Below are 21,361 nucleotides of genomic sequence, written 5' to 3'. Positions count from 1 at the left end.
CGCATTAGACGAAAGATGTAGTGGTGATAAAAAACCACTACAAAACATTTGACGACCCCGAACCGCCGAGGCATGATGGCCCCGCTCCCGCTAATCAGAGGCCCTGGCAAGGGCTTTCGAGCCGCGCTCTAACCTACCCACCTGAGCCGACTCGTGTCTGTACCGCCCACAAGGCAGTTTGACGAGATTGCGACTGGAACGAAGTTGTCCCGAGGGACGGAAGCGCATCAAAAGGTACCCGGCAGCACTGTTCACTGCAGTTCGGCAACCACGAGCCACCCTGCAGCGAAAACCTCGCCCACCTGCTCACTTCCCCCTTCGAGCCCCATCGTTCGACCGTCGCATATTTCGCCCATACTGACCTTTGCCAGGCTTCTGATCTGCGCAGTAGAGAGCGAGAATTTTTACCCAAGACCGATGCGACGAGGTTTATTTCCATGGCACTGACACGCGAACAGCAAATTGCAGCCCTCGAAAAAGACTGGGCCGAGAACCCGCGCTGGAAAGGCGTGACCCGTACCTACACCGCCGCTGATGTCGTTCGTCTGCGTGGCTCGATCCAGCCTGAGCACACCCTGGCCCGTCTGGGTGCTGAGAAGCTGTGGAAGCTGGTCACCCAGGGCGCACACCCGTCCTTCCGTCCAGAAAAAGATTTCGTCAACTGCATGGGCGCCCTGACCGGCGGCCAGGCTGTACAACAGGTCAAAGCCGGTATCCAGGCCATCTACCTGTCCGGCTGGCAAGTGGCTGCCGACAACAACTCGGCCGAATCCATGTACCCGGACCAGTCGCTGTACCCGGTGGACTCGGTGCCAACCGTGGTCAAGCGCATCAACAACTCGTTCCGTCGCGCTGACCAGATCCAGTGGAAAGCCGGCAAGAACCCGGGCGACGAAGGCTACATCGACTACTTCGCGCCGATCGTGGCTGACGCCGAAGCCGGTTTCGGCGGCGTACTGAACGCCTACGAGCTGATGAAGAACATGATCGAAGCAGGCGCCGCCGGCGTGCACTTCGAAGACCAGCTGGCCTCGGTGAAAAAATGCGGCCACATGGGCGGCAAGGTACTGGTTCCTACCCAGGAAGCCGTACAGAAGCTGAGCGCTGCCCGTCTGGCGGCCGACGTTGCCGGCGTACCGACCATCATCCTGGCCCGTACCGACGCCAACGCCGCTGACCTCTTGACCAGCGACTGCGACCCGTATGACCAGCCATTCGTGGTTGGCGAGCGCACCCAGGAAGGCTTCTACAAGGTTCGCGCCGGCCTCGATCAAGCCATCGCCCGCGGCCTGGCCTACGCGCCATACGCCGACCTGATCTGGTGTGAAACCGCCAAGCCGGACCTGGACGAAGCCCGCCGCTTCGCCGAAGCGATCAAGAAGGAATACCCGGACCAGATCCTGTCGTACAACTGCTCGCCTTCCTTCAACTGGAAGAAGAACCTGGACGACGCCACCATCGCCAAGTTCCAGCGCGAACTGTCGGCCATGGGCTACAAGCACCAGTTCATCACCCTGGCCGGTATCCACAACATGTGGCACGGCATGTTCAACCTGGCGCACGACTACGCCCGCAACGACATGACCGCCTACGTCAAGCTGCAAGAGCAAGAGTTCGCTGACGCCTCGAAAGGCTACACCTTCGTCGCCCACCAGCAGGAAGTCGGCACCGGCTACTTCGACGACATGACCACCGTGATCCAGGGTGGCAAGTCTTCGGTAACCGCACTGACCGGTTCGACTGAAGAAGAGCAGTTCCACTGATCGCTGATCGGTTGCTGACATTCGGGTAACACGCAAGACCCGGGGCCTGTGATGGGGCCCCGGGTTTTGTTTTTTGTGGGAGCGGGCTTGCCCCGCGATAGCGATGTTGCTGATTGACCGCTATCGCGGGTCAAGCCCGCTCCTACAGGCTATGCTAGGTGCACAACAACACCAAGGATCGGCCATGTCCCGCCCTGTCACCCTGCTCTGCCTGGCCCTGCTGGGCGCAGCCTTCTATATATATGCACTGGCCAGCGCCAATGCACTGCTGGGGCTGGCGGTCAAGCCGATCCCGGTGCTGGCGCTGATCTACTGGCTTAGCACCGCAGAGCCAACCCCCTACCGGCGCTGGATCATCATTGGCCTGGGCTTTTCCTTGCTCGGCGACATCCTCCTGGCCGTACCGGGCGACCTGTTTGTGTTTGGCCTAGCGGCCTTTCTCTGCGCGCACCTGGCCTACCTGCGCGGCTACCTGGGTGAGAACCGCCAGCTGGCGCCCGCGGCCCTGCTCGGCTCGGCGATTGTCGGCGCGCTACTGCTGGGGCTGCTGATCAGCTCCGGCCTGGGTGAACTGCTGATTCCGGTCACCGTGTACGCCCTGGCCATCAGCGCCATGCTCTGGCGCGCCCTGGCCTGTGGCGGCCTGGCAGCGCTGGGCGCGGTGTCCTTCGTGTTTTCCGACAGTCTGATCGGCATCGACCGCTTCGTCAGCCCGTTCGGCGCCGCCCAGTACCTGATCATCATTGCCTACTGGCTGGGGCAATGGGCGATTGCCGCCTCGGCCTACACCAGGCAATCGGCAAAAGCCTTGACCCAGAGCGCGGCAAGGCAAGAAAAAACAGGTTAAAACACAGGGTGTGGAAACTTGCGGGTGACGACCATGTTGCACAACTTTGTAGTTGACTCGAACAGTAGGACTAATCGCACTGCTTCAAATGATATTAATTATCATTACGAAGTTGCTGGTTCATTACGTTTTGCAAGAAACATAATTAACAGAACCCGGGGCAATGCCCGGCCTGAGTGGCCTGCAGCCTGTTACGAAAGATTTTTGTTCTTAATCTTACGAATAAATTTGCTGCAGAAATTTTACTTGCACCGGGTTTACCCATAAAATCAGCGCGATAGATTCCGCTGCGACATATCGTCACTGCTCTACTTCTTTTCAAGCCGCAGAGACTGGTCTCTGTATAAGGATTTTCAGCATGCCCGATTCGACAGGACTCATCGCCCACAACTGGGGCTTTGCCATTTTCCTTTTGGGTGTCGTAGGCCTTTGTGCCTTCATGCTCGGTCTGTCCGCCCTGCTCGGCAGCAAGGCCTGGGGCCGCAGCAAGAACGAACCCTTCGAGTCCGGCATGCTGCCCACTGGCGGCGCCCGCTTGCGCCTGTCAGCCAAATTCTATCTGGTCGCGATGCTGTTCGTGATCTTCGATATCGAAGCCCTCTTTCTCTTTGCATGGTCTGTGTCCGTCCGCGAAAGCGGCTGGACCGGATTCGTCGAAGCACTCGTTTTCATAGCAATTCTGTTGGCAGGTCTTGTCTACCTATGGCGCGTCGGGGCACTTGATTGGGCTCCCGAAGGTCGTCGCAAGCGGCAAGCGAAGCTGAAACAATGAGGCTTTGGCAATGCAATACAATCTCACCAGAATCGACCCGGATGCTCCCAACGAGCAATATCCAATCGGAGAGCGGGAAACCGTCTCCGATTCGCTGCTAGAGGACCAGGTCCACAAGAACATCTTCATGGGCAAACTTGAAGATGTGCTCAGTGGCGCGGTCAACTGGGGGCGTAAGAACTCCCTGTGGCCGTACAACTTCGGCCTCTCCTGCTGCTACGTGGAAATGACCACGGCCTTCACGGCGCCCCACGACATCGCCCGCTTCGGCGCCGAAGTCATCCGGGCATCGCCGCGTCAGGCCGACTTCATGGTCATCGCCGGCACCTGCTTCATCAAGATGGCGCCGATCATCCAGCGCCTGTACGAGCAGATGCTCGAACCCAAGTGGGTCATCTCCATGGGTTCGTGCGCCAACTCCGGTGGCATGTACGACATTTACTCGGTCGTTCAGGGGGTCGACAAGTTCCTCCCCGTGGATGTCTACGTGCCTGGCTGCCCGCCTCGCCCTGAAGCCTTCCTGCAAGGCCTGATGCTGTTGCAGGAGTCGATTGGCCAGGAGCGTCGTCCTCTTTCCTGGGTTGTCGGTGATCAAGGCATTTACCGTGCCGAGATGCCGTCGCAGAAAGAGCAACGCCGTGAACAGCGCATCCAGGTCACCAACCTGCGCAGCCCCGACGAAGTCTGATCCAGCGACCTGTTGCCTGCGCATGCGCGACAGGCAGCCTGGCTTCATTCTCTACGTTGACCGAAAGCGACCGAGACCATGACAGCGGACACCGCTATTTATATCCCGCCTTACAAGGCTGACGACCAGGATGTGGTCGTCGAACTGAACAACAAATTCGGCCCCGAAGCGTTCGTCGCCCAGGAAACCCGCACCGGCATGCCGGTGCTTTGGGTTACCCGCGAAAAACTCAAGGAAGTGCTGAGTTTCCTGCGCCACGTCGCCAAGCCGTACAGCATGCTCTACGACCTGCACGGCGTCGACGAGCGCCTGCGCACCCAGCGCCGCGGCCTGCCGGGCGCCGACTTCAGTGTGTTCTACCACCTGCTGTCGGTTGAGCGGAACAGCGACGTGATGATCAAGGTGGCCTTGCGCGAAGGCGACCTGAACCTGCCCACCGTCACCGGTATCTGGCCCAACGCCAACTGGTACGAGCGTGAAGTCTGGGACATGTTCGGCATCGACTTTGCCGGACACCCGCACCTGACCCGGATCATGATGCCGCCGACCTGGGAAGGTCACCCGCTGCGCAAGGACTACCCTGCGCGCGCCACCGAGTTCGATCCGTACAGCCTGACCCTGGCCAAGCAGCAGCTTGAGGAAGAAGCCGCGCGCTTCAACCCTGAGGCCTGGGGCATGAAGCGTTCCGGCGCCAACGAGGACTACATGTTCCTCAACCTCGGCCCGAACCACCCTTCGGCCCACGGTGCCTTCCGTATCGTCCTGCAGCTGGACGGCGAAGAGATCGTCGACTGCGTCCCGGACATCGGCTACCACCACCGTGGCGCCGAAAAGATGGCCGAGCGCCAGTCCTGGCACAGCTTCATCCCCTACACCGACCGTATCGACTACCTCGGCGGGGTGATGAACAACCTGCCGTACGTGCTGGCGGTAGAGAAGCTGGCCGGCATCCAGGTGCCGCAGAAGGTCGACGTGATCCGCATCATGCTCGCCGAGTTCTTCCGCATCACCAGCCACCTGCTGTTCCTGGGTACCTACATCCAGGACGTCGGCGCCATGACCCCGGTGTTCTTCACCTTCACCGACCGTCAGCGCGCCTACACCGTGATCGAAGCCATCACCGGCTTCCGTCTGCACCCGGCCTGGTACCGCATCGGCGGCGTTGCCCACGACCTGCCGCGCGGCTGGGAAAAATTGGTGAAAGACTTCGTCGACTGGCTGCCCAAGCGCCTCGACGAATACACCAAGGCCGCCCTGCAGAACAGCATCCTCAAGGGCCGGACCATCGGCGTTGCCCAGTACAACACCAAAGAGGCCCTGGAATGGGGCGTCACCGGTGCCGGCCTGCGTTCCACCGGTCTGGACTTCGACCTGCGCAAGGCCCGCCCTTACTCCGGCTATGAGAACTTCGAGTTCGAAGTGCCGCTGGCCCACAACGGCGATGCCTACGATCGCTGCATGGTCCGTGTCGAGGAGATGCGCCAGAGTATCCGCATCATCGACCAGTGCCTGCGCAACATGCCGGAAGGCCCGTACAAGGCGGATCACCCGCTGACCACGCCGCCGCCGAAAGAGCGCACCCTGCAGCACATCGAAACCCTGATCACTCACTTCCTGCAGGTTTCGTGGGGCCCGGTGATGCCGGCCAACGAGTCCTTCCAGATGATCGAGGCGACCAAGGGCATCAACAGTTACTACCTGACGAGCGACGGCGGCACCATGAGCTACCGCACCCGGATCCGTACCCCGAGCTACCCGCACCTGCAGCAGATCCCTTCGGTGATCCGCGGCAGCATGGTCGCGGACCTCATTGCGTACCTGGGCAGTATCGACTTCGTTATGGCTGACGTGGACCGCTAAGCATGAACAGCACGCTTATCCAAACCGACCGTTTCGCCCTGAGCGAAACCGAGCGCTCGGCCATCGAGCACGAGATGCATCACTACGAGGACCCGCGCGCGGCGTCCATCGAAGCCCTGAAGATCGTCCAGAAGGAACGCGGCTGGGTGCCGGACGGCGCCATCTACGCCATCGGCGAAGTGCTCGGCATTCCTGCCAGCGACGTCGAAGGCGTGGCCACTTTCTATAGCCAGATCTTCCGTCAACCGGTTGGCCGGCACATCATCCGCGTCTGCGACAGCATGGTCTGCTACATCGGCGGCCACGAGTCGGTGGTCAGCCAGATCCAGAGCGAGCTGGGCATTGGCCTCGGCCAGACCACTGCGGACGGGCGTTTCACCCTGCTGCCGGTATGCTGCCTGGGTAACTGCGACAAGGCCCCGGCGCTGATGATCGACGACGACACCTTTGGCGACGTGCAGCCTGCTGGCGTCTCCAAACTGCTGGAGGGTTACGTATGACCATCACTTCCTTCGGCCCGGCCAACCGCATTGCGCGTTCGGCTGAAACCCATCCGCTGACCTGGCGCCTGCGTGACGACGGCGAGCCGCTGTGGCTCGACGAGTACCAGGCCAAGGACGGCTACGCCGCCGCCCGCAAGGCCCTGGCGCAAATGTCCCAGGACGATATCGTCCAGACCGTAAAAGATTCCGGCCTCAAGGGCCGTGGCGGTGCGGGCTTCCCCACCGGCGTCAAATGGGGCCTGATGCCCAAAGACGAATCCATGAACATCCGCTACCTGCTGTGCAACGCGGACGAAATGGAGCCAAACACCTGGAAAGACCGCATGCTGATGGAGCAACAGCCCCATCTGCTGATCGAAGGCATGCTGATCAGCGCCCGCGCGCTGAAGGCCTACCGCGGCTACATCTTCCTGCGTGGCGAATACACCACCGCAGCGCGCAACCTCACCCGTGCGGTCGAGGAAGCCAAGGCTGCCGGCCTGTTGGGCAAGAACATCCTCGGCAGCGGCTTCGACTTCGAGCTGTTCGTCCACACCGGTGCCGGGCGCTACATCTGCGGTGAAGAAACCGCTCTGATCAACTCCCTCGAAGGCCGCCGCGCCAACCCGCGCTCCAAGCCGCCCTTCCCTGCCGCCGTTGGCGTGTGGGGCAAGCCGACCTGTGTGAACAACGTCGAGACCCTGTGCAACGTGCCGGCCATCGTCGGCAACGGCATCGACTGGTACAAGTCGCTGGCCCGTGAAGGCAGCGAAGACCACGGCACCAAGCTGATGGGCTTCTCCGGCAAGGTCAAGAACCCGGGCCTGTGGGAGCTGCCGTTCGGCGTCCCGGCCCGCGAGCTGTTCGAAGACTACGCCGGCGGCATGCGCGATGGCTTCAAGCTCAAGTGCTGGCAGCCAGGCGGCGCCGGTACCGGTTTCCTGCTGCCCGAGCACCTGGACGCGCAAATGTACGCCGGTGGTATCGCCAAGGTCGGCACCCGCATGGGTACTGGCCTGGCCATGGCCGTGGACGACAGCGTCAACATGGTCTCGCTGCTGCGCAACATGGAAGAGTTCTTCGCCCGTGAATCCTGTGGCTTCTGCACCCCGTGCCGCGACGGCCTGCCGTGGAGCGTCAAGCTCCTGCGCGCCCTCGAGAAAGGCCAGGGCCAGCAGGGCGACATCGAGACCCTGCTGGGTCTGGTTGGTTTCCTTGGGCCGGGCAAGACCTTCTGTGCCCACGCACCAGGCGCCGTTGAGCCGCTGGGTAGCGCGATCAAGTACTTCCGCCCTGAGTTCGAGGCTGGCATTGCCGCCCAGGCACCGGCTGCTGCCGTTGCCGGCCTGCGCCCGGACCTGGCGAAGCCGATCGTCGTCGGCGCATAACGAATAACAATGCGGGCGGTCCGTGCCGCCCGCTTGCCTGCCCAGCTCGCCCGGGGACACCTGTCGCGGGCTGCAGGCACACAGATTTCCATTAGCCACGCCCGCAGACGCGGGCCAACGAAGAACTTTGAACCATGGCCACTATCCACGTAGACGGCAAAGAGCTCGAAGTCAACGGCGCAGACAACCTGTTACAGGCGTGTCTGTCGCTCGGCCTCGACATCCCCTATTTCTGCTGGCACCCGGCGCTCGGTAGCGTCGGTGCCTGCCGCCAGTGTGCGGTCAAGCAGTACACCGACGAGAACGACACCCGTGGTCGCATCGTCATGTCCTGCATGACCCCTGCCACCGATGGCAGCTGGATTTCCATCGAAGACGAAGAAGCCAAGGTATTCCGTGCCAGCGTCGTCGAATGGCTGATGACCAACCACCCGCACGACTGCCCGGTCTGTGAGGAAGGCGGTCACTGCCACCTGCAAGACATGACGGTAATGACCGGCCACAACGAGCGCCGCTACCGTTTCACCAAGCGTACCCACCAGAACCAGGAGCTCGGCCCGTTCATCGCCCACGAGATGAACCGCTGCATCGCCTGCTACCGTTGCGTGCGTTACTACAAGGACTACGCCGGCGGTACCGACCTGGGCGTATTCGGTGCCCACGACAACGTCTACTTCGGTCGCGTTGAAGATGGCACCCTCGAGAGCGAGTTCTCCGGCAACCTCACCGAGGTCTGCCCGACCGGTGTGTTCACCGACAAGACCCACTCCGAGCGCTACAACCGCAAATGGGACATGCAGTTCGCCCCGAGCATCTGCCATGGCTGCTCCAGCGGTTGCAACATCAGCCCGGGTGAGCGCTACGGCGAACTGCGCCGGATCGAAAACCGCTTCAACGGTTCGGTCAACCAGTACTTCCTCTGCGACCGTGGCCGTTTCGGCTATGGCTACGTCAACCGTGAAGACCGTCCACGTCAGCCACTGCTGGCCGACGGCACCAAGCTGAGCCTGGATGCCGCCCTGGACAAGGCCGCGGACATGCTGCGCGGGCGCAATATCGTCGGTATCGGTTCGCCGCGTGCCAGCCTTGAAAGCAACTACGGCCTGCGTGAGCTGGTCGGCGCCGAGCACTTCTACTCGGGTATGGAAGCCGCTGAGCTGGCCCGCGTACGCCTGGCCCTGCAAGTGCTCAACGACAGCCCGCTGCCAGTGCCGACCCTGCGCGACATGGAAGACCATGACGCGGTGTTCGTCCTCGGCGAAGACCTGACCCAGACCGCTGCCCGCGTGGCCCTGGCCCTGCGCCAGTCGGTCAAGGGCAAGGCCGAAGCCATGGCCGATGCCATGCGCGTTCAGCCGTGGCTCGATGCCGCGGTGAAGAACATCGGCCAGCACGCCATGTACCCGCTGTTTATCGCAAGCCTGGCCGAAACCAAGCTTGATGACGTCGCCGAAGAGTGCGTACACGCAGCGCCGGACGACCTCGCCCGCATCGGTTTCGCCGTGGCTCACGCCATCGACCCGAGCGCGCCAGCCGTTGACGGCCTGGACGCCGAAGCCCTGGCCCTGGCCAAGCGCATCGCCGACGCCCTGGTGGCCGCCAACCGTCCGCTGGTGGTTGCCGGTACCTCGCTGGCCTCCAACGCCCTGATCGAAGCCGCGGCCAACATCGCCAAGGCCCTCAAGCTGCGCGAGAAGAACGGCTCGCTGAGCCTGGTGGTGCCCGAGGCCAACAGCCTGGGCCTGGCCATGCTCGGTGGCGAGTCGATCGATGCCGCGCTGGATGCGGTGATCGAAGGCAAGGCCGACGCCATTGTCGTGCTCGAAAACGACCTGTACAGCCGCGTTGCCGCGGCCAAGGTCAACGCTGCCCTGGCCGCTGCCAAGGTGGTCATCGTTGCCGATCACCAGAAGACCGCCACCACCGACCGCGCCCACCTGGTGCTGCCGGCGGCGACCTTCGCCGAAGGCGACGGCACCCTGGTCAGCCAGGAAGGCCGCGCCCAGCGCTTCTTCCAGGTGTTCGACCCAACCTACCTGGACAGCAGCATCCTGGTTCACGAAGGCTGGCGCTGGATGCACGCCCTGCGTGCCACCCTGCTCAACAAGCCGGTCGACTGGACCCAGCTGGACCACGTCACCAGCGCCTGCGCCGCGGTCGCGCCGCAACTGTCCGGCATCGTCAACGCCGCACCGTCCGCGTCGTTCCGCATCAAGGGCATGAAGCTTGCGCGTGAGCCGCTGCGCTACTCCGGCCGTACCGCCATGCGCGCCAACATCAGCGTGCACGAGCCGCGTACCCCGCAAGACAAGGACACCGCGTTCGCCTTCTCCATGGAAGGTTACTCGGGTTCGGCCGAACCGCGCTCGCAAGTGCCGTTCGCCTGGTCGCCGGGCTGGAACTCGCCGCAAGCCTGGAACAAGTTCCAGGACGAGGTCGGTGGTCACCTGCGCGCAGGCGACCCGGGCACCCGCCTGATCGAAACCCAGGGCGACAAGCTGAACTGGTTCGCCAGCGTTCCGGCAGCTTTCGCTCCGGCCCGTGGCACCTGGCAAGCGGTGCCGTTCTACCACCTGTTCGGCAGCGAAGAGAACTCCTCGCGCGCAGCCCCGGTGCAAGAGCGCATCCCAGAAGCCTACGTGTCCCTGGCCAAGTCCGAAGCCGACCGCCTGGGTGTCAACGACGGCGCCCTGCTCAGCCTCAACGTCGCCGGCGTTGCCCTGCGTCTGCCGCTGCGCATCAATGAAGAACTGGGCGCAGGCCTGGTTGCCCTGCCGAAAGGCCTGGCCGGCATTCCGCCAGCCATCTTCGGTGCATCCGTCGAAGGCCTGCAGGAGGCAGCACAATGACCTGGTTCACCCCTGAAGTGATCGATGTGATCATCACCGTCATCAAGGCCATCGTGGTCTTGCTGGCCGTGGTGGTCTGCGGTGCGCTGCTCAGCTTCGTCGAGCGGCGCCTGCTGGGCTGGTGGCAGGACCGCTACGGTCCGAACCGCGTCGGCCCGTTCGGCATGTTCCAGATCGCTGCCGACATGCTCAAGATGTTCTTCAAGGAAGACTGGAACCCGCCCTTCGTCGACAAGGTGATCTTCACCCTGGCGCCGGTGGTGGCCATGAGCGCCTTGCTGATTGCCTTCGCGATCATCCCGATCACCCCGACCTGGGGTGTTGCGGACCTGAACATCGGCCTGCTGTTCTTCTTCGCCATGGCCGGCCTTTCGGTCTACGCGGTACTGTTCGCCGGCTGGTCGTCGAACAACAAGTACGCCCTGCTCGGCAGCCTGCGGGCCTCGGCCCAGACCGTGTCGTACGAAGTGTTCATGGGCCTGGCGCTGATGGGCATCGTTGCCCAGGTCGGCTCGTTCAACATGCGCGATATCGTTGACTACCAGGCCCAGAACCTGTGGTTCATCATTCCGCAGTTCTTCGGCTTCTGCACCTTCTTCATCGCTGGCGTCGCCGTGACTCACCGTCACCCGTTCGACCAGCCGGAAGCGGAACAGGAACTGGCCGACGGTTACCACATTGAATATGCCGGCATGAAATGGGGCATGTTCTTCGTCGGTGAGTACATCGGCATCATCCTGATCTCGGCGCTGCTGGTAACCCTGTTCTTCGGCGGCTGGCACGGCCCGTTCGGCATCCTGCCGCAACTGTCGTTCGTCTGGTTCGCCCTGAAGACCGCGTTCTTCATCATGCTGTTCATCCTGCTGCGCGCCTCTATTCCGCGCCCGCGCTATGACCAGGTGATGGACTTCAGCTGGAAGTTCTGCCTGCCGCTGACCCTGATCAATTTGCTGGTGACCGCTGCGCTCGTGTTGCTCAACACGCCAGCTGTTGCGGCCCAGTGAGGATTTGACCCATGTTCAAATATATTGGCGACATCGTTAAGGGCACTGGCACCCAGCTGCGCAGCCTGGTGATGGTGTTCTCTCACGGTTTTCGCAAACGTGACACCCTGCAGTACCCCGAAGAGCCGGTCTACCTGCCGCCACGCTACCGTGGCCGCATCGTCCTGACCCGCGACCCGGATGGCGAAGAGCGCTGTGTAGCGTGCAACCTGTGTGCCGTGGCTTGCCCGGTCGGTTGCATCTCGCTGCAGAAAGCCGAAACAGAAGACGGTCGTTGGTACCCGGAGTTCTTCCGCATCAACTTCTCCCGTTGCATTTTCTGCGGCCTCTGCGAGGAAGCCTGCCCGACCACCGCGATCCAGCTCACCCCGGATTTCGAGATGGCCGAGTTCAAACGTCAGGACCTGGTGTACGAGAAAGAAGATCTGCTGATCTCCGGCCCCGGCAAGAACCCTGACTACAACTTCTACCGTGTTGCAGGTATGGCTGTTGCCGGCAAGCCGAAAGGCGCCGCGCAGAACGAAGCCGAGCCGATCAACGTGAAGAGCTTGCTCCCTTAAGGAAGAAAGATGGAATTCGCTTTCTATTTCGCATCCGGTGTCGCTGTGGTGTCCACCCTTCGGGTGATCACCAACACCAACCCCGTGCACGCCCTGCTCTACCTGATCATTTCGCTGATCTCCGTGGCGATGACCTTCTTCGCCCTCGGCGCTCCGTTCGCCGGTGTCCTGGAAGTGATCGCCTACGCTGGCGCCATCATGGTGCTGTTCGTCTTCGTGGTGATGATGCTCAACCTCGGGCCGGCTTCGGTCGCCCAGGAACGCGGCTGGCTCAAGCCGGGCATCTGGCTCGGCCCGGTGGTGCTTGGCGCACTGCTGCTGGTCGAACTGCTGTACGTGCTGTTCGCCAGCGAAAGCGGCGCCGGCATCGGCCACACCACGGTTGACGCCAAGGCCGTCGGCATCAGCCTGTTCGGCCCTTACCTGCTGGTGGTGGAACTGGCCTCGATGCTGCTGCTCGCCGCAGCGGTGACGGCTTTCCACCTCGGCCGCAATGAGGCGAAGGAGTAATCACATGCCAGCAATTCCTCTCGAACATGGCCTGGCCGTCGCCGGCATCCTGTTCTGCCTCGGCCTTGTCGGCCTGATGGTGCGCCGCAATATTCTTTTCGTGTTGATGAGCCTGGAAATCATGATGAACGCCTCGGCACTGGCTTTCATCGTCGCCGGCAGCCGCTGGGCGCAACCGGATGGACAGATCATGTTCATCCTGGTGATCAGCCTGGCAGCGGCCGAGGCCAGTATCGGCTTGGCGATCCTGTTGCAGCTGTATCGCCGCTTCCACACTCTCGATATCGATGCTGCCAGTGAGATGCGCGGATGAACCTTCTCTTTCTGACGTTCGTATTCCCCCTGATCGGCTTCCTGCTGCTGTCGTTCTCGCGCGGCCGCTGGTCCGAGAACCTGTCGGCGCTGGTTGGCGTCGGTTCGGTGGGCCTCTCGGCCATCGTCGCCGCCTACGTGATCTGGCAGTTCAATGTCGCCCCGCCTGCAGGCGGCGCGTACAGCCAGCTGCTCTGGCAGTGGATGTCGGTGGACGGCTTTGCGCCGAACTTCACCCTGTACCTGGACGGCCTGTCGGTGACCATGCTTGGCGTGGTGGTCGGCGTCGGCTTCCTGATCCACCTGTTCGCCTCCTGGTACATGCGCGGTGAAGCCGGTTACTCGCGCTTCTTCGCCTACACCAACCTGTTCATTGCCAGCATGCTGTTCCTGATCCTGGGCGACAACCTGCTGTTCATCTACTTCGGTTGGGAAGGCGTGGGCCTGTGTTCGTACCTGTTGATCGGTTTCTACTACAGCAACCGCAACAACGGTAACGCCGCACTCAAAGCCTTCATCGTCACCCGAATCGGCGACGTGTTCATGGCCATCGGCCTGTTCATCCTGTTCCAGCAACTGGGCACCCTGAACGTTCAGGAGCTGCTGGTGCTGGCCCCGCAGAAATTCCAGGCGGGTGATTTCTGGATGGTCCTGGCAACCCTGATGCTGCTCGGTGGCGCGGTCGGTAAATCGGCCCAGCTGCCGCTGCAGACCTGGCTTGCCGACGCGATGGCCGGCCCTACCCCGGTTTCGGCACTGATCCACGCGGCAACCATGGTGACCGCGGGCGTTTACCTGATTGCCCGTACCCACGGCCTGTTCGCCCTGGCCCCTGACGTGCTGCACCTGGTCGGTGTGGTCGGCGGCGTGACCCTGGTGCTGGCCGGCTTTGCCGCCCTGGTGCAGACCGACATCAAGCGCATCCTCGCCTACTCGACCATGAGCCAGATCGGCTACATGTTCCTGGCCCTGGGCGTTGGTGCCTGGGAAGGCGCGATCTTCCACCTGATGACCCACGCCTTCTTCAAGGCCCTGCTGTTCCTTGCTTCCGGTGCGGTGATCGTTGCCTGCCACCACGAGCAGAACATCTTCAAGATGGGCGGCCTGTGGAAGAAACTGCCACTGGCCTACGCCAGCTTCATCGTCGGTGGTGCCGCCCTGGCTGCCCTGCCGCTGCTGACCGCCGGCTTCTACTCGAAAGACGAGATCCTCTGGGAAGCCTTCGCCAGCGGCAACAACGGTCTGCTGTACGCCGGCCTGGTCGGTGCCTTCATGACCTCGCTGTACACCTTCCGCCTGATCTTCATCGCCTTCCACGGCGAAGCCAAGACCGAAGCTCACGCCGGCCACGGGATTTCCCACTGGCTGCCGCTGGGCGTGCTGATCGTGCTGTCGACCTTCGTCGGTGCCTGGATTCATCCACCGCTGGCGGGCGTGCTGCCGCAGAGCGTCGGCCATGCCGGCGGCGAAGCCAAGCACAGCCTGGAAATCGCCTCGGGCGCCATCGCCATCGCCGGTATCCTGCTGGCGGCGATGCTGTTCCTGGGCAAGCGTCGCCTGGTTACCGCGATTGCCAACAGCGGCATCGGTCGTGTGCTGTCGGCCTGGTGGTTCGCCGCCTGGGGCTTCGACTGGATCTACGACAAGCTGTTCGTCAAACCTTACCTGCTGATCAGCCACATCCTGCGCAAGGATCCGGTTGACCGCAGCATTGGCCTGATTCCGCGTATGGCGAAGGGCGGTCATGCCGCCATGAGCAAAACCGAAACCGGTCAGCTGCGCTGGTACACCGCTTCGATCGCCGTAGGTGCCGTGCTTGTGCTCGGTGCCGTTGTTATGGCTGCGGTCTGATATGAACCTTGCGACTTTGCGAAAGGAATTGAGCCCGTCATGATTTTGCCTTGGCTGATCCTGATCCCCTTCATCGGCGGCCTGCTGTGCTGGCTGGGTGAGCGCTTCGGCGCCACCCTGCCGCGCTGGATTGCGCTGCTGACCATGTCCCTGCTGCTTGGTATCGGCCTCTGGCTGTGGGCCAACGGGGACTACACCCTGGCCCCTGCACCGGGCGCCGCGCCCGAGTGGGCGTTCGAATTCAAAGTGCTGTGGATCGAACGCTTCGGCATCAGCCTGCACCTGGCCCTCGATGGCCTGTCGCTGCTGATGATCCTGCTCACCGGCCTGCTCGGTGTGCTCTCGGTACTGTGCTCGTGGAAAGAGATCACTCGCCACGTCGGCTTCTTCCACCTCAACCTGATGTGGATCCTGGGCGGCGTGGTCGGTGTGTTCCTGGCCCTGGACCTGTTCCTGTTCTTCTTCTTCTGGGAAATGATGCTGGTGCCGATGTATTTCCTCATCGCGCTCTGGGGTCACAGCTCCTCGGATGGCAAGAAGACCCGGATCTACGCCGCCACCAAGTTCTTCATCTTCACCCAGGCCAGCGGCCTGATCATGCTGGTGGCGATCCTTGGTCTGGTACTGGTCAACTACAGCAACACCGGTGTGATCACCTTCGATTACACCCAGTTGCTCAAGGCCGACCTGCCGGCGGGCACCGAGTACCTGCTGATGCTCGGCTTCTTCATCGCCTTCGCGGTCAAGCTGCCGGTTGTGCCGTTCCACTCCTGGCTGCCTGACGCTCACGCCCAGGCACCGACCGCAGGTTCCGTCGACCTCGCCGGTATCTTGCTGAAGACTGCGGCCTACGGCCTGCTGCGTTTCGCCCTGCCGCTGTTCCCGAACGCTTCGGCCGAGTTTGCGCCGATTGCCATGACCCTGGGTCTGATCGGGATTTTCTATGGTGCCTTCCTGGCTTTCGCCCAGACCGACATCAAGCGCCTGATCGCCTTCTCCAGCGTTTCGCACATGGGCTTCGTGCTGATCGGTATCTACTCCGGCAGCCAGCAGGCCCTGCAAGGCGCGGTGATCCAGATGCTGGCTCACGGCCTGTCGGCAGCGGCACTGTTTATTCTCAGTGGCCAGTTGTACGAGCGCCTGCATACCCGTGACATGCGTCAGATGGGTGGCCTGTGGCACCGCATCGCCTACCTGCCGGCCATCAGCCTGTTCTTCGCCGCCGCCTCCCTGGGCCTGCCAGGCACCGGTAACTTCGTTGGCGAATTCCTGATCCTGATCGGCAGCTTCGTCGCTTCGCCGTGGGTCACCGTGATCGCCACTTCCGGCCTGGTGTTCGGTTCGGTCTACTCGCTGATCATGATTCACCGCGCCTACTTCGGCCCGGCCAAATCCGATGAAGTCCTGGCTGGCATGGACACCCGCGAAATGATCATGGTGCTGGGCCTGGCTGGCCTGCTGATCCTGCTGGGCGTCTACCCGCAGCCGTTCCTGGACACTTCTGCCGCCACCATGAGTGGTGTACAGCAGTGGCTGGGTTCCGCTTTCACTCAACTCGCTTCGGCCCGGTAAGAGCGCTATGGACCTGACGATTCAACACTTTATCGCGCTTGCGCCGCTGCTGATCACCACCATCACCACGGTCGTGGTGATGCTGGCGATCGCCTGGCGGCGCAACCACTCGCAAACCTTCCTGCTGTCGACCGTGGGCCTGAACCTGGCCCTGCTGTCGATCATCCCGGCGCTGAAGGTTGCGCCCCTGGCAGTCACCCCGCTGCTGACCATCGACAACTTCGCCTGCCTGTACATGGCGCTGATCCTGGTTGCCACCCTGGCTTGCGTCACCCTCGCCCACGCCTACCTGGGTGATGGCGGCAAAGGCTACCCGGGCAACCGCGAAGAGCTGTACCTGCTGATCCTGATGTCCGCCCTCGGCGGTCTGGTACTGGTCAGCGCGCAGCACCTGGCTGGCCTGTTCATCGGCCTTGAGCTGCTCTCGGTACCGGTCTATGGCCTGGTCGCCTATGCCTTCTTCAACAAGCGTTCGCTGGAAGCCGGCATCAAGTACATGGTGCTCTCGGCTGCTGGTTCTGCCTTCCTGCTGTTCGGCATGGCGCTGTTGTATGCCGACGCTGGCAGCCTGAGCTTCGACGGCATTGGCAAGGCCCTGGCGGCCACCAGCATGCCAAGCATGATCGCCCAGCTGGGCCTGGGCATGATGCTGGTCGGCCTGGCGTTCAAACTGTCGCTGGTGCCGTTCCACCTGTGGACCCCGGACGTCTACGAAGGTGCTCCGGCACCGGTCGCCGCCTTCCTGGCCACCGCCAGCAAGGTCGCGGTGTTCGCCGTCGTCGTACGCCTGTTCATGATCTCCCCTGCGGCCAGCAGCGGCGTATTGACCACCGTGCTGTCGGTGATCGCCGTGGCCTCGATCCTGATCGGTAACCTGCTGGCGCTGACCCAGAGCAACCTCAAGCGCCTGCTCGGTTACTCCTCGATCGCCCACTTCGGTTACCTGCTGATCGCCCTGGTGGCGAGCAAGGGCCTGGCGGTCGAAGCCATCGGCGTGTACCTGGTCACCTACGTGATCACCAGCCTCGGTGCCTTCGGCGTCATCACCCTGATGTCCTCGCCATACAACGGCCGTGACGCCGACGCCCTGTACGAGTACCGCGGCCTGTTCTGGCGCCGTCCGTACCTGACCGCGGTGCTGACCGTGATGATGCTGTCGCTGGCCGGTATCCCGCTGACCGCAGGCTTCATCGGCAAGTTCTACATCATCGCGACCGGCGTCGAGTCGCAGCTGTGGTGGCTGGTCGGTGCCCTGGTGATCGGTAGCGCCATCGGCGTGTTCTACTACCTGCGCGTGATGGTCACCCTGTACCTGATCGAGCCAAACCTGCGTCGCCACGACGCCCCGCTGAACTGGGAACAGCGCACCGGCGGCGTCATGCTGCTGGCTATCGCCATCCTCGCCTTCGTCCTGGGCGTATACCCGCAGCCGTTGCTGGACATGGTCCAGCATGCAGGCCTGCAACTGATCGGTTGATCGATCAGGCACTGACAAACACCCCGCTTCGGCGGGGTGTTTTGTTTTCAGGCCGAAACCCTCATCGCGGGGCAAGTCGGGTCGCCGCACCGCCGCTCCCACTGGATGGGCTGCCCTGTAGATATCAGTGACTGTGCTTCGTCTGATAGTTGCGACGTCAGATACCCGCTCTCAGTCCTGGAACCCCATCGATGCACCCCACCCTACCCCGCTCCTCCCTCGCCTTGCTGATCTCCTGTGCCGCGTCGGTGCAGGCCAGCGATAGCATCGAACTCGGCCAGGTGCTGATCCAGGAACAGGAGCAGAGCGAGCTGCAAGATGCTCGCGAACGCCTGCAGCAGGTGCCCGGCGCCAGCAACCTGATCGACATGCAACGGGTGGAGCAAGGCCGGGTCGCCAGCAACCAGGATGTGCTCGCCTACCAGCCCGGGGTGTTCGCCCAGTCGGCTGGCAACGACGGCATCAAGCTGTCGATCCGGGGTTCGGGTATCAACCGCGCCCCCGGCGCTCACGGCTCGGGTGTGTACACGATGTTCGACGGCCTGCCGCTGACCGGCCCGGGTGGCACGCCCTATGAACTGTTCGAACCACTGTGGCTGAGCCGCGCCGAAGTGCTGCGCGGTGCCAACGGCTTCGACCGCGGCGCGTTGGCGCTGGGCGGCGCTATCGACTACATCACCCACACCGGCCGCGACGCCGCACCGCTGCAACTGCGCTACGAGCTCGGCAGTCGCGGCTATGCCAAACGCCAGATCAGCTCCGGCCAGGTCCTGGGCGACCTGGACTACTACGTGGCGCTGACCGACTCGGAATACGACGGCTACCAGCGGCACAGCAGCGGCAGCAGCAAGGGCATCGCCGCCAATGTCGGCTACCGCTTCAATCCGAACCTGGAGACCCGCTTCTACCTGCGTTATCGAGAGACCGAGAATGACCTGGCCGGGCGCTTGACCCAGGAGCAGATCAAGCATGATCCGCGCGGGGCCAACCCGGCCTACCTGAGCCGCGACAACAGCCGTCCGCAGCCGGGCAGCACCTGGCTGGGCAACAAGACCACCTTCTATCTCGATGACGATTCGCAGCTCGAAGCAGGCCTGGTCTATCACGATTATCCGATGGACCTGCGCGAAGGTCCGATGCGCCTGAAGGTCGCCTACACCGACGTCAGCGGCACCCTGAATTATCAGCGCCGCCACACCCTGTTCGGCCACGAAAGTAAAACCACCGTCGGCTGGCGTACCACCAAGCACTTGCCCAACAGCGGTGCTTCGCAATACTCGCGGGCCAATGGCGTATTCGGGGCAAAAACCCGGGACTTCACCTACCAGGGCTCGGACACTGTCCTGCATGTCGGCAACGAACTGGAACTGATCCCCGACCTGTGGCTGACCAGTGGCCTGGCGGCGATCTATACCCGCCGCGAGAGCGCGGTGACCTACCCCGACAATGGCGGCAAGGTCAGCCAGAGCGATTGGGACTACGCCCCGCGCCTGGGCCTGCGCTACGACATCACCCCGCAGTTGCAGGTCTATGGCAACCTCAGCCGTTCGGTGGAGCCGCCGCACCCGTGGTCGCTGATCTGGAGCTCGACCAGCAACACGCAACCGATTGAAATGCACAACCAGACCGCCACTACCCTGGAACTGGGTGCACGCGGCGAGTCGGCCATCGGCCGCTGGGACCTGGCCTGGTACTACTCGGACGTACGCCATGAGCTGCTGGCGGTGGAGATCGTGCCAGGCCAGCCTGCCAAGGAGTTCAACGCCAGCCCGACCGTGCACCAGGGCATCGAGGCCGGCCTTGACAGCCTGCTGTGGGAGCGCGCCGGGGTCGGCAAGCTGAGCCTGCGCCAGGCCTACACCTTCAGCGACTTCCACTACCGCGACGACGACAGCTTCGGCGACAACCGCCTGCCGGGCATCCCCATGCACTACTACCAGGCCGAACTGCGCTTCGACCTGCCCAGCGGCCTGTATGCAGGGGTCAACACGCAGATGGCCTCCAAGGTCCAGGTCGACTACGCCAACAGCTACCCGACCGACGCCTATGCCATTCTCGGCGCCACCCTGGGCTACAACTCGCCGAAACAGGACTGGCAAGCCTGGCTCGACCTGCGCAACCTGACCAACAAACGCTATGCCGCCACCGTCACCCCCGGCTACAACGACAACGGTACCGACATTGCCCGCTCGACCCCGGGCGAAGGCTTCGGGGTCTATACCGGGGTGTCCTACAGCTTCCGTTAACTGGGCAATTGCACCTGCGGTTTGGTCGAGACGAAGATCGCCCAGCTGGACATGAACAGCGCGGCGATCAGCGGGCCGATGACAAAACCGTTGAGGCCGAATACCGCCAGGCCGCCCAGAGTGGAAACCAGGATCAGGTAATCGGGCATCTTGGTGTCCTTGCCCACCAGGATCGGGCGCAGCACGTTGTCCACCAGGCCGATGACGAACACACCGAATGCGGCCAGCACCGTGCCTTGCCAGAAGGCGCCGGTGGCGACGAAGTACACCGCCACCGGCGCCCAGACGATCCCTGCGCCCACTGCCGGCAACAGTGACAAAAAAGCCATCAGCACGCCCCAGACCAAGGCGCTGGGGATGTCGAGAATCCAGAAGATGATCCCGCCCAGGGCGCCCTGGGTCACCGCCACCAGCAGGTTGCCCTTGACCGTGGCGCGTACCACGCGGTTGAACTTCAGTTGCAGACGGCGCTTTTGCTGTTCGGCCAGCGGCACCGCGGTGCGGATCTTGCGCACCAGCTCGGCGCCGTCACGCAGGAAGAAATACAGCAGGTAAAGCATGATGCCGAAGCTCACCAGAAAATCGAAAGTCCCCTGGCCGAAGCTGAAAGCCTGAGTGGCGAAGAACTGGCTGCCTTGCATGGCGCCCTTGGTGATTTTATCGCGCAGGCCGGCCAGGTCGCCCATGCCCATGCGCTCGAGGAAGTTCTGCACAAAGGCCGGGAGGATGTTCTTGAAGCGCTCGATGTAGCCGGCCAGGTCCAGCTCGCCGCTTTCGATGTTCTTGTACAGCGCCGCGCCCTCCTGCACCAGCAGGGTACTGATGATGATCACCGGTAAAATTGCAATCACCAGGCAGATGAACAAGGTCAGCCCGGCCGCCAGGTTGCGCCGCCAGCCCAGGCGCGCCAGCAGGCGGCGCTGCAGCGGGGCAAAGACGATACCGAGGATCACCGCCCAGAACACCGCGCCATAGAACGGCAGGAGAATCCAGATGAAGGCGATGGTTACCAACACCAGCAGTGCCAGTAACGCCTTGTGTTGCATGACGGTTTCGTTCATGTGCGCTCCTTGTGCGTTCTATTCATTAGTGCGCCGGGCATTGCCAAAAGTGCCGTTGATGCAGATCAATAAACACTAGCTGCAGCCGGCGTAGCATCCGCGCCTTTTGCCGCGACCCG

General features: G+C 62.7%; 17 protein-coding genes. 16 read left to right on the top strand and 1 reads right to left on the bottom strand.

Features of this window, described 5'->3' with window-relative positions; translation table 11 throughout:
- The first annotated feature begins 437 nt into the window (after positions 1-437).
- The 16 genes from aceA (at position 438) to LOY54_RS09600 (ending at position 20,181) form a co-directional block, all read left to right on the top strand.
- Positions 438-1,763, top strand: a complete 1,326-nt coding sequence (aceA, locus tag LOY54_RS09675; RefSeq protein WP_038996041.1) for an isocitrate lyase — start codon at positions 438-440, stop codon at positions 1,761-1,763.
- A gap of 184 nt (positions 1,764-1,947) precedes the next feature.
- The gene (locus LOY54_RS09670; protein WP_258610247.1) at positions 1,948-2,610 is read left to right on the top strand and encodes a lysoplasmalogenase; all 663 of its coding nucleotides are present in this window, start codon (positions 1,948-1,950) and stop codon (positions 2,608-2,610) included.
- A 358-nt stretch (positions 2,611-2,968) separates the two neighbouring features.
- Positions 2,969-3,382 (top strand): NADH-quinone oxidoreductase subunit A, encoded by a 414-nt coding sequence (locus LOY54_RS09665; protein WP_010220397.1) that lies wholly within the window; start codon positions 2,969-2,971, stop codon positions 3,380-3,382.
- Positions 3,383-3,392: 10 nt separating this feature from the next.
- Complete coding sequence (locus LOY54_RS09660; RefSeq protein WP_010220398.1) at positions 3,393-4,070, top strand: NADH-quinone oxidoreductase subunit B; 678 nt, start codon at positions 3,393-3,395, stop codon at positions 4,068-4,070.
- 78 nt (positions 4,071-4,148) lie between these two features.
- Positions 4,149-5,930 (top strand): NADH-quinone oxidoreductase subunit C/D, encoded by a 1,782-nt coding sequence (gene nuoC / locus LOY54_RS09655; protein ID WP_258610246.1) that lies wholly within the window; start codon positions 4,149-4,151, stop codon positions 5,928-5,930.
- A gap of 2 nt (positions 5,931-5,932) precedes the next feature.
- Positions 5,933-6,430 carry an NADH-quinone oxidoreductase subunit NuoE gene (gene nuoE, locus LOY54_RS09650; protein ID WP_012313767.1) on the top strand — a complete coding sequence of 166 codons (498 nt, stop codon included), beginning with the start codon at positions 5,933-5,935 and terminating at the stop codon, positions 6,428-6,430.
- The gene (gene nuoF, locus LOY54_RS09645; RefSeq protein WP_258610245.1) at positions 6,427-7,800 is read left to right on the top strand and encodes an NADH-quinone oxidoreductase subunit NuoF; all 1,374 of its coding nucleotides are present in this window, start codon (positions 6,427-6,429) and stop codon (positions 7,798-7,800) included. The genes nuoE and nuoF overlap by 4 nt, the downstream gene beginning before the upstream one ends.
- A gap of 134 nt (positions 7,801-7,934) precedes the next feature.
- A complete protein-coding gene (nuoG, locus tag LOY54_RS09640; RefSeq protein WP_258610244.1) occupies positions 7,935-10,649 on the top strand; it encodes an NADH-quinone oxidoreductase subunit NuoG in 2,715 nt (904 codons plus the stop codon).
- Positions 10,646-11,653: an NADH-quinone oxidoreductase subunit NuoH gene (gene nuoH / locus LOY54_RS09635; protein ID WP_038996049.1), complete on the top strand. Its 1,008-nt coding sequence runs from the start codon at positions 10,646-10,648 to the stop codon at positions 11,651-11,653. The genes nuoG and nuoH overlap by 4 nt, the downstream gene beginning before the upstream one ends.
- Positions 11,654-11,664: 11 nt before the next feature.
- Complete coding sequence (gene nuoI / locus LOY54_RS09630) at positions 11,665-12,213, top strand: NADH-quinone oxidoreductase subunit NuoI (protein ID WP_009400993.1); 549 nt, start codon at positions 11,665-11,667, stop codon at positions 12,211-12,213.
- A gap of 9 nt (positions 12,214-12,222) precedes the next feature.
- A complete protein-coding gene (gene nuoJ / locus LOY54_RS09625) occupies positions 12,223-12,723 on the top strand; it encodes an NADH-quinone oxidoreductase subunit J (RefSeq protein ID WP_038996050.1) in 501 nt (166 codons plus the stop codon).
- A 4-nt stretch (positions 12,724-12,727) separates the two neighbouring features.
- Positions 12,728-13,036: an NADH-quinone oxidoreductase subunit NuoK gene (gene nuoK / locus LOY54_RS09620; RefSeq protein ID WP_028944232.1), complete on the top strand. Its 309-nt coding sequence runs from the start codon at positions 12,728-12,730 to the stop codon at positions 13,034-13,036.
- Complete coding sequence (nuoL, locus tag LOY54_RS09615; protein WP_038996051.1) at positions 13,033-14,886, top strand: NADH-quinone oxidoreductase subunit L; 1,854 nt, start codon at positions 13,033-13,035, stop codon at positions 14,884-14,886. Before nuoK ends, nuoL begins: the two co-directional genes overlap by 4 nt.
- A 39-nt stretch (positions 14,887-14,925) precedes the next feature.
- Positions 14,926-16,458, top strand: coding sequence for an NADH-quinone oxidoreductase subunit M (gene nuoM, locus LOY54_RS09610; protein ID WP_258610243.1), 1,533 nt, complete (start codon positions 14,926-14,928; stop codon positions 16,456-16,458).
- A 7-nt stretch (positions 16,459-16,465) separates the two neighbouring features.
- Entirely contained in the window at positions 16,466-17,935 is a 1,470-nt protein-coding gene (gene nuoN / locus LOY54_RS09605) for an NADH-quinone oxidoreductase subunit NuoN (RefSeq protein ID WP_045201388.1), read from the top strand.
- A gap of 191 nt (positions 17,936-18,126) precedes the next feature.
- Positions 18,127-20,181, top strand: coding sequence for a TonB-dependent receptor domain-containing protein (locus LOY54_RS09600; protein WP_258610242.1), 2,055 nt, complete (start codon positions 18,127-18,129; stop codon positions 20,179-20,181).
- On the opposite strand, the gene LOY54_RS09595 is transcribed toward LOY54_RS09600, so the two are convergent.
- Complete coding sequence (locus LOY54_RS09595) at positions 20,178-21,242, bottom strand: AI-2E family transporter (protein WP_258610241.1); 1,065 nt, start codon at positions 21,240-21,242, stop codon at positions 20,178-20,180. The two genes, LOY54_RS09600 and LOY54_RS09595, sit on opposite strands and share 4 nt — an antisense overlap.
- Positions 21,243-21,361: the final 119 nt, after the last annotated feature.

The organism is Pseudomonas sp. B21-032 (assembly GCF_024748965.1).
Taxonomy (GTDB): Bacteria; Pseudomonadota; Gammaproteobacteria; order Pseudomonadales; family Pseudomonadaceae; genus Aquipseudomonas.
The sequence above is the reverse complement of the archived record's forward strand: the minus strand, read 5'-3'. Positions and strand labels throughout refer to the sequence as shown.

What these genes read in the sequence shown, in the direction of transcription:
- aceA (WP_038996041.1), top strand. Translation starts at nt 438, where the DNA reads ATGGCACTGACACGCGAACAGCAAATTGCAGCCCTCGAAAAAGACTGG.
- LOY54_RS09670 (WP_258610247.1), top strand. Translation starts at nt 1,948, where the DNA reads ATGTCCCGCCCTGTCACCCTGCTCTGCCTGGCCCTGCTGGGCGCAGCC.
- LOY54_RS09665 (WP_010220397.1), top strand. Translation starts at nt 2,969, where the DNA reads ATGCCCGATTCGACAGGACTCATCGCCCACAACTGGGGCTTTGCCATT.
- LOY54_RS09660 (WP_010220398.1), top strand. Translation starts at nt 3,393, where the DNA reads ATGCAATACAATCTCACCAGAATCGACCCGGATGCTCCCAACGAGCAA.
- nuoC (WP_258610246.1), top strand. Translation starts at nt 4,149, where the DNA reads ATGACAGCGGACACCGCTATTTATATCCCGCCTTACAAGGCTGACGAC.
- nuoE (WP_012313767.1), top strand. Translation starts at nt 5,933, where the DNA reads ATGAACAGCACGCTTATCCAAACCGACCGTTTCGCCCTGAGCGAAACC.
- nuoF (WP_258610245.1), top strand. Translation starts at nt 6,427, where the DNA reads ATGACCATCACTTCCTTCGGCCCGGCCAACCGCATTGCGCGTTCGGCT.
- nuoG (WP_258610244.1), top strand. Translation starts at nt 7,935, where the DNA reads ATGGCCACTATCCACGTAGACGGCAAAGAGCTCGAAGTCAACGGCGCA.
- nuoH (WP_038996049.1), top strand. Translation starts at nt 10,646, where the DNA reads ATGACCTGGTTCACCCCTGAAGTGATCGATGTGATCATCACCGTCATC.
- nuoI (WP_009400993.1), top strand. Translation starts at nt 11,665, where the DNA reads ATGTTCAAATATATTGGCGACATCGTTAAGGGCACTGGCACCCAGCTG.
- nuoJ (WP_038996050.1), top strand. Translation starts at nt 12,223, where the DNA reads ATGGAATTCGCTTTCTATTTCGCATCCGGTGTCGCTGTGGTGTCCACC.
- nuoK (WP_028944232.1), top strand. Translation starts at nt 12,728, where the DNA reads ATGCCAGCAATTCCTCTCGAACATGGCCTGGCCGTCGCCGGCATCCTG.
- nuoL (WP_038996051.1), top strand. Translation starts at nt 13,033, where the DNA reads ATGAACCTTCTCTTTCTGACGTTCGTATTCCCCCTGATCGGCTTCCTG.
- nuoM (WP_258610243.1), top strand. Translation starts at nt 14,926, where the DNA reads ATGATTTTGCCTTGGCTGATCCTGATCCCCTTCATCGGCGGCCTGCTG.
- nuoN (WP_045201388.1), top strand. Translation starts at nt 16,466, where the DNA reads ATGGACCTGACGATTCAACACTTTATCGCGCTTGCGCCGCTGCTGATC.
- LOY54_RS09600 (WP_258610242.1), top strand. Translation starts at nt 18,127, where the DNA reads ATGCACCCCACCCTACCCCGCTCCTCCCTCGCCTTGCTGATCTCCTGT.
- LOY54_RS09595 (WP_258610241.1), bottom strand. Translation starts at nt 21,242, where the DNA reads ATGAACGAAACCGTCATGCAACACAAGGCGTTACTGGCACTGCTGGTG.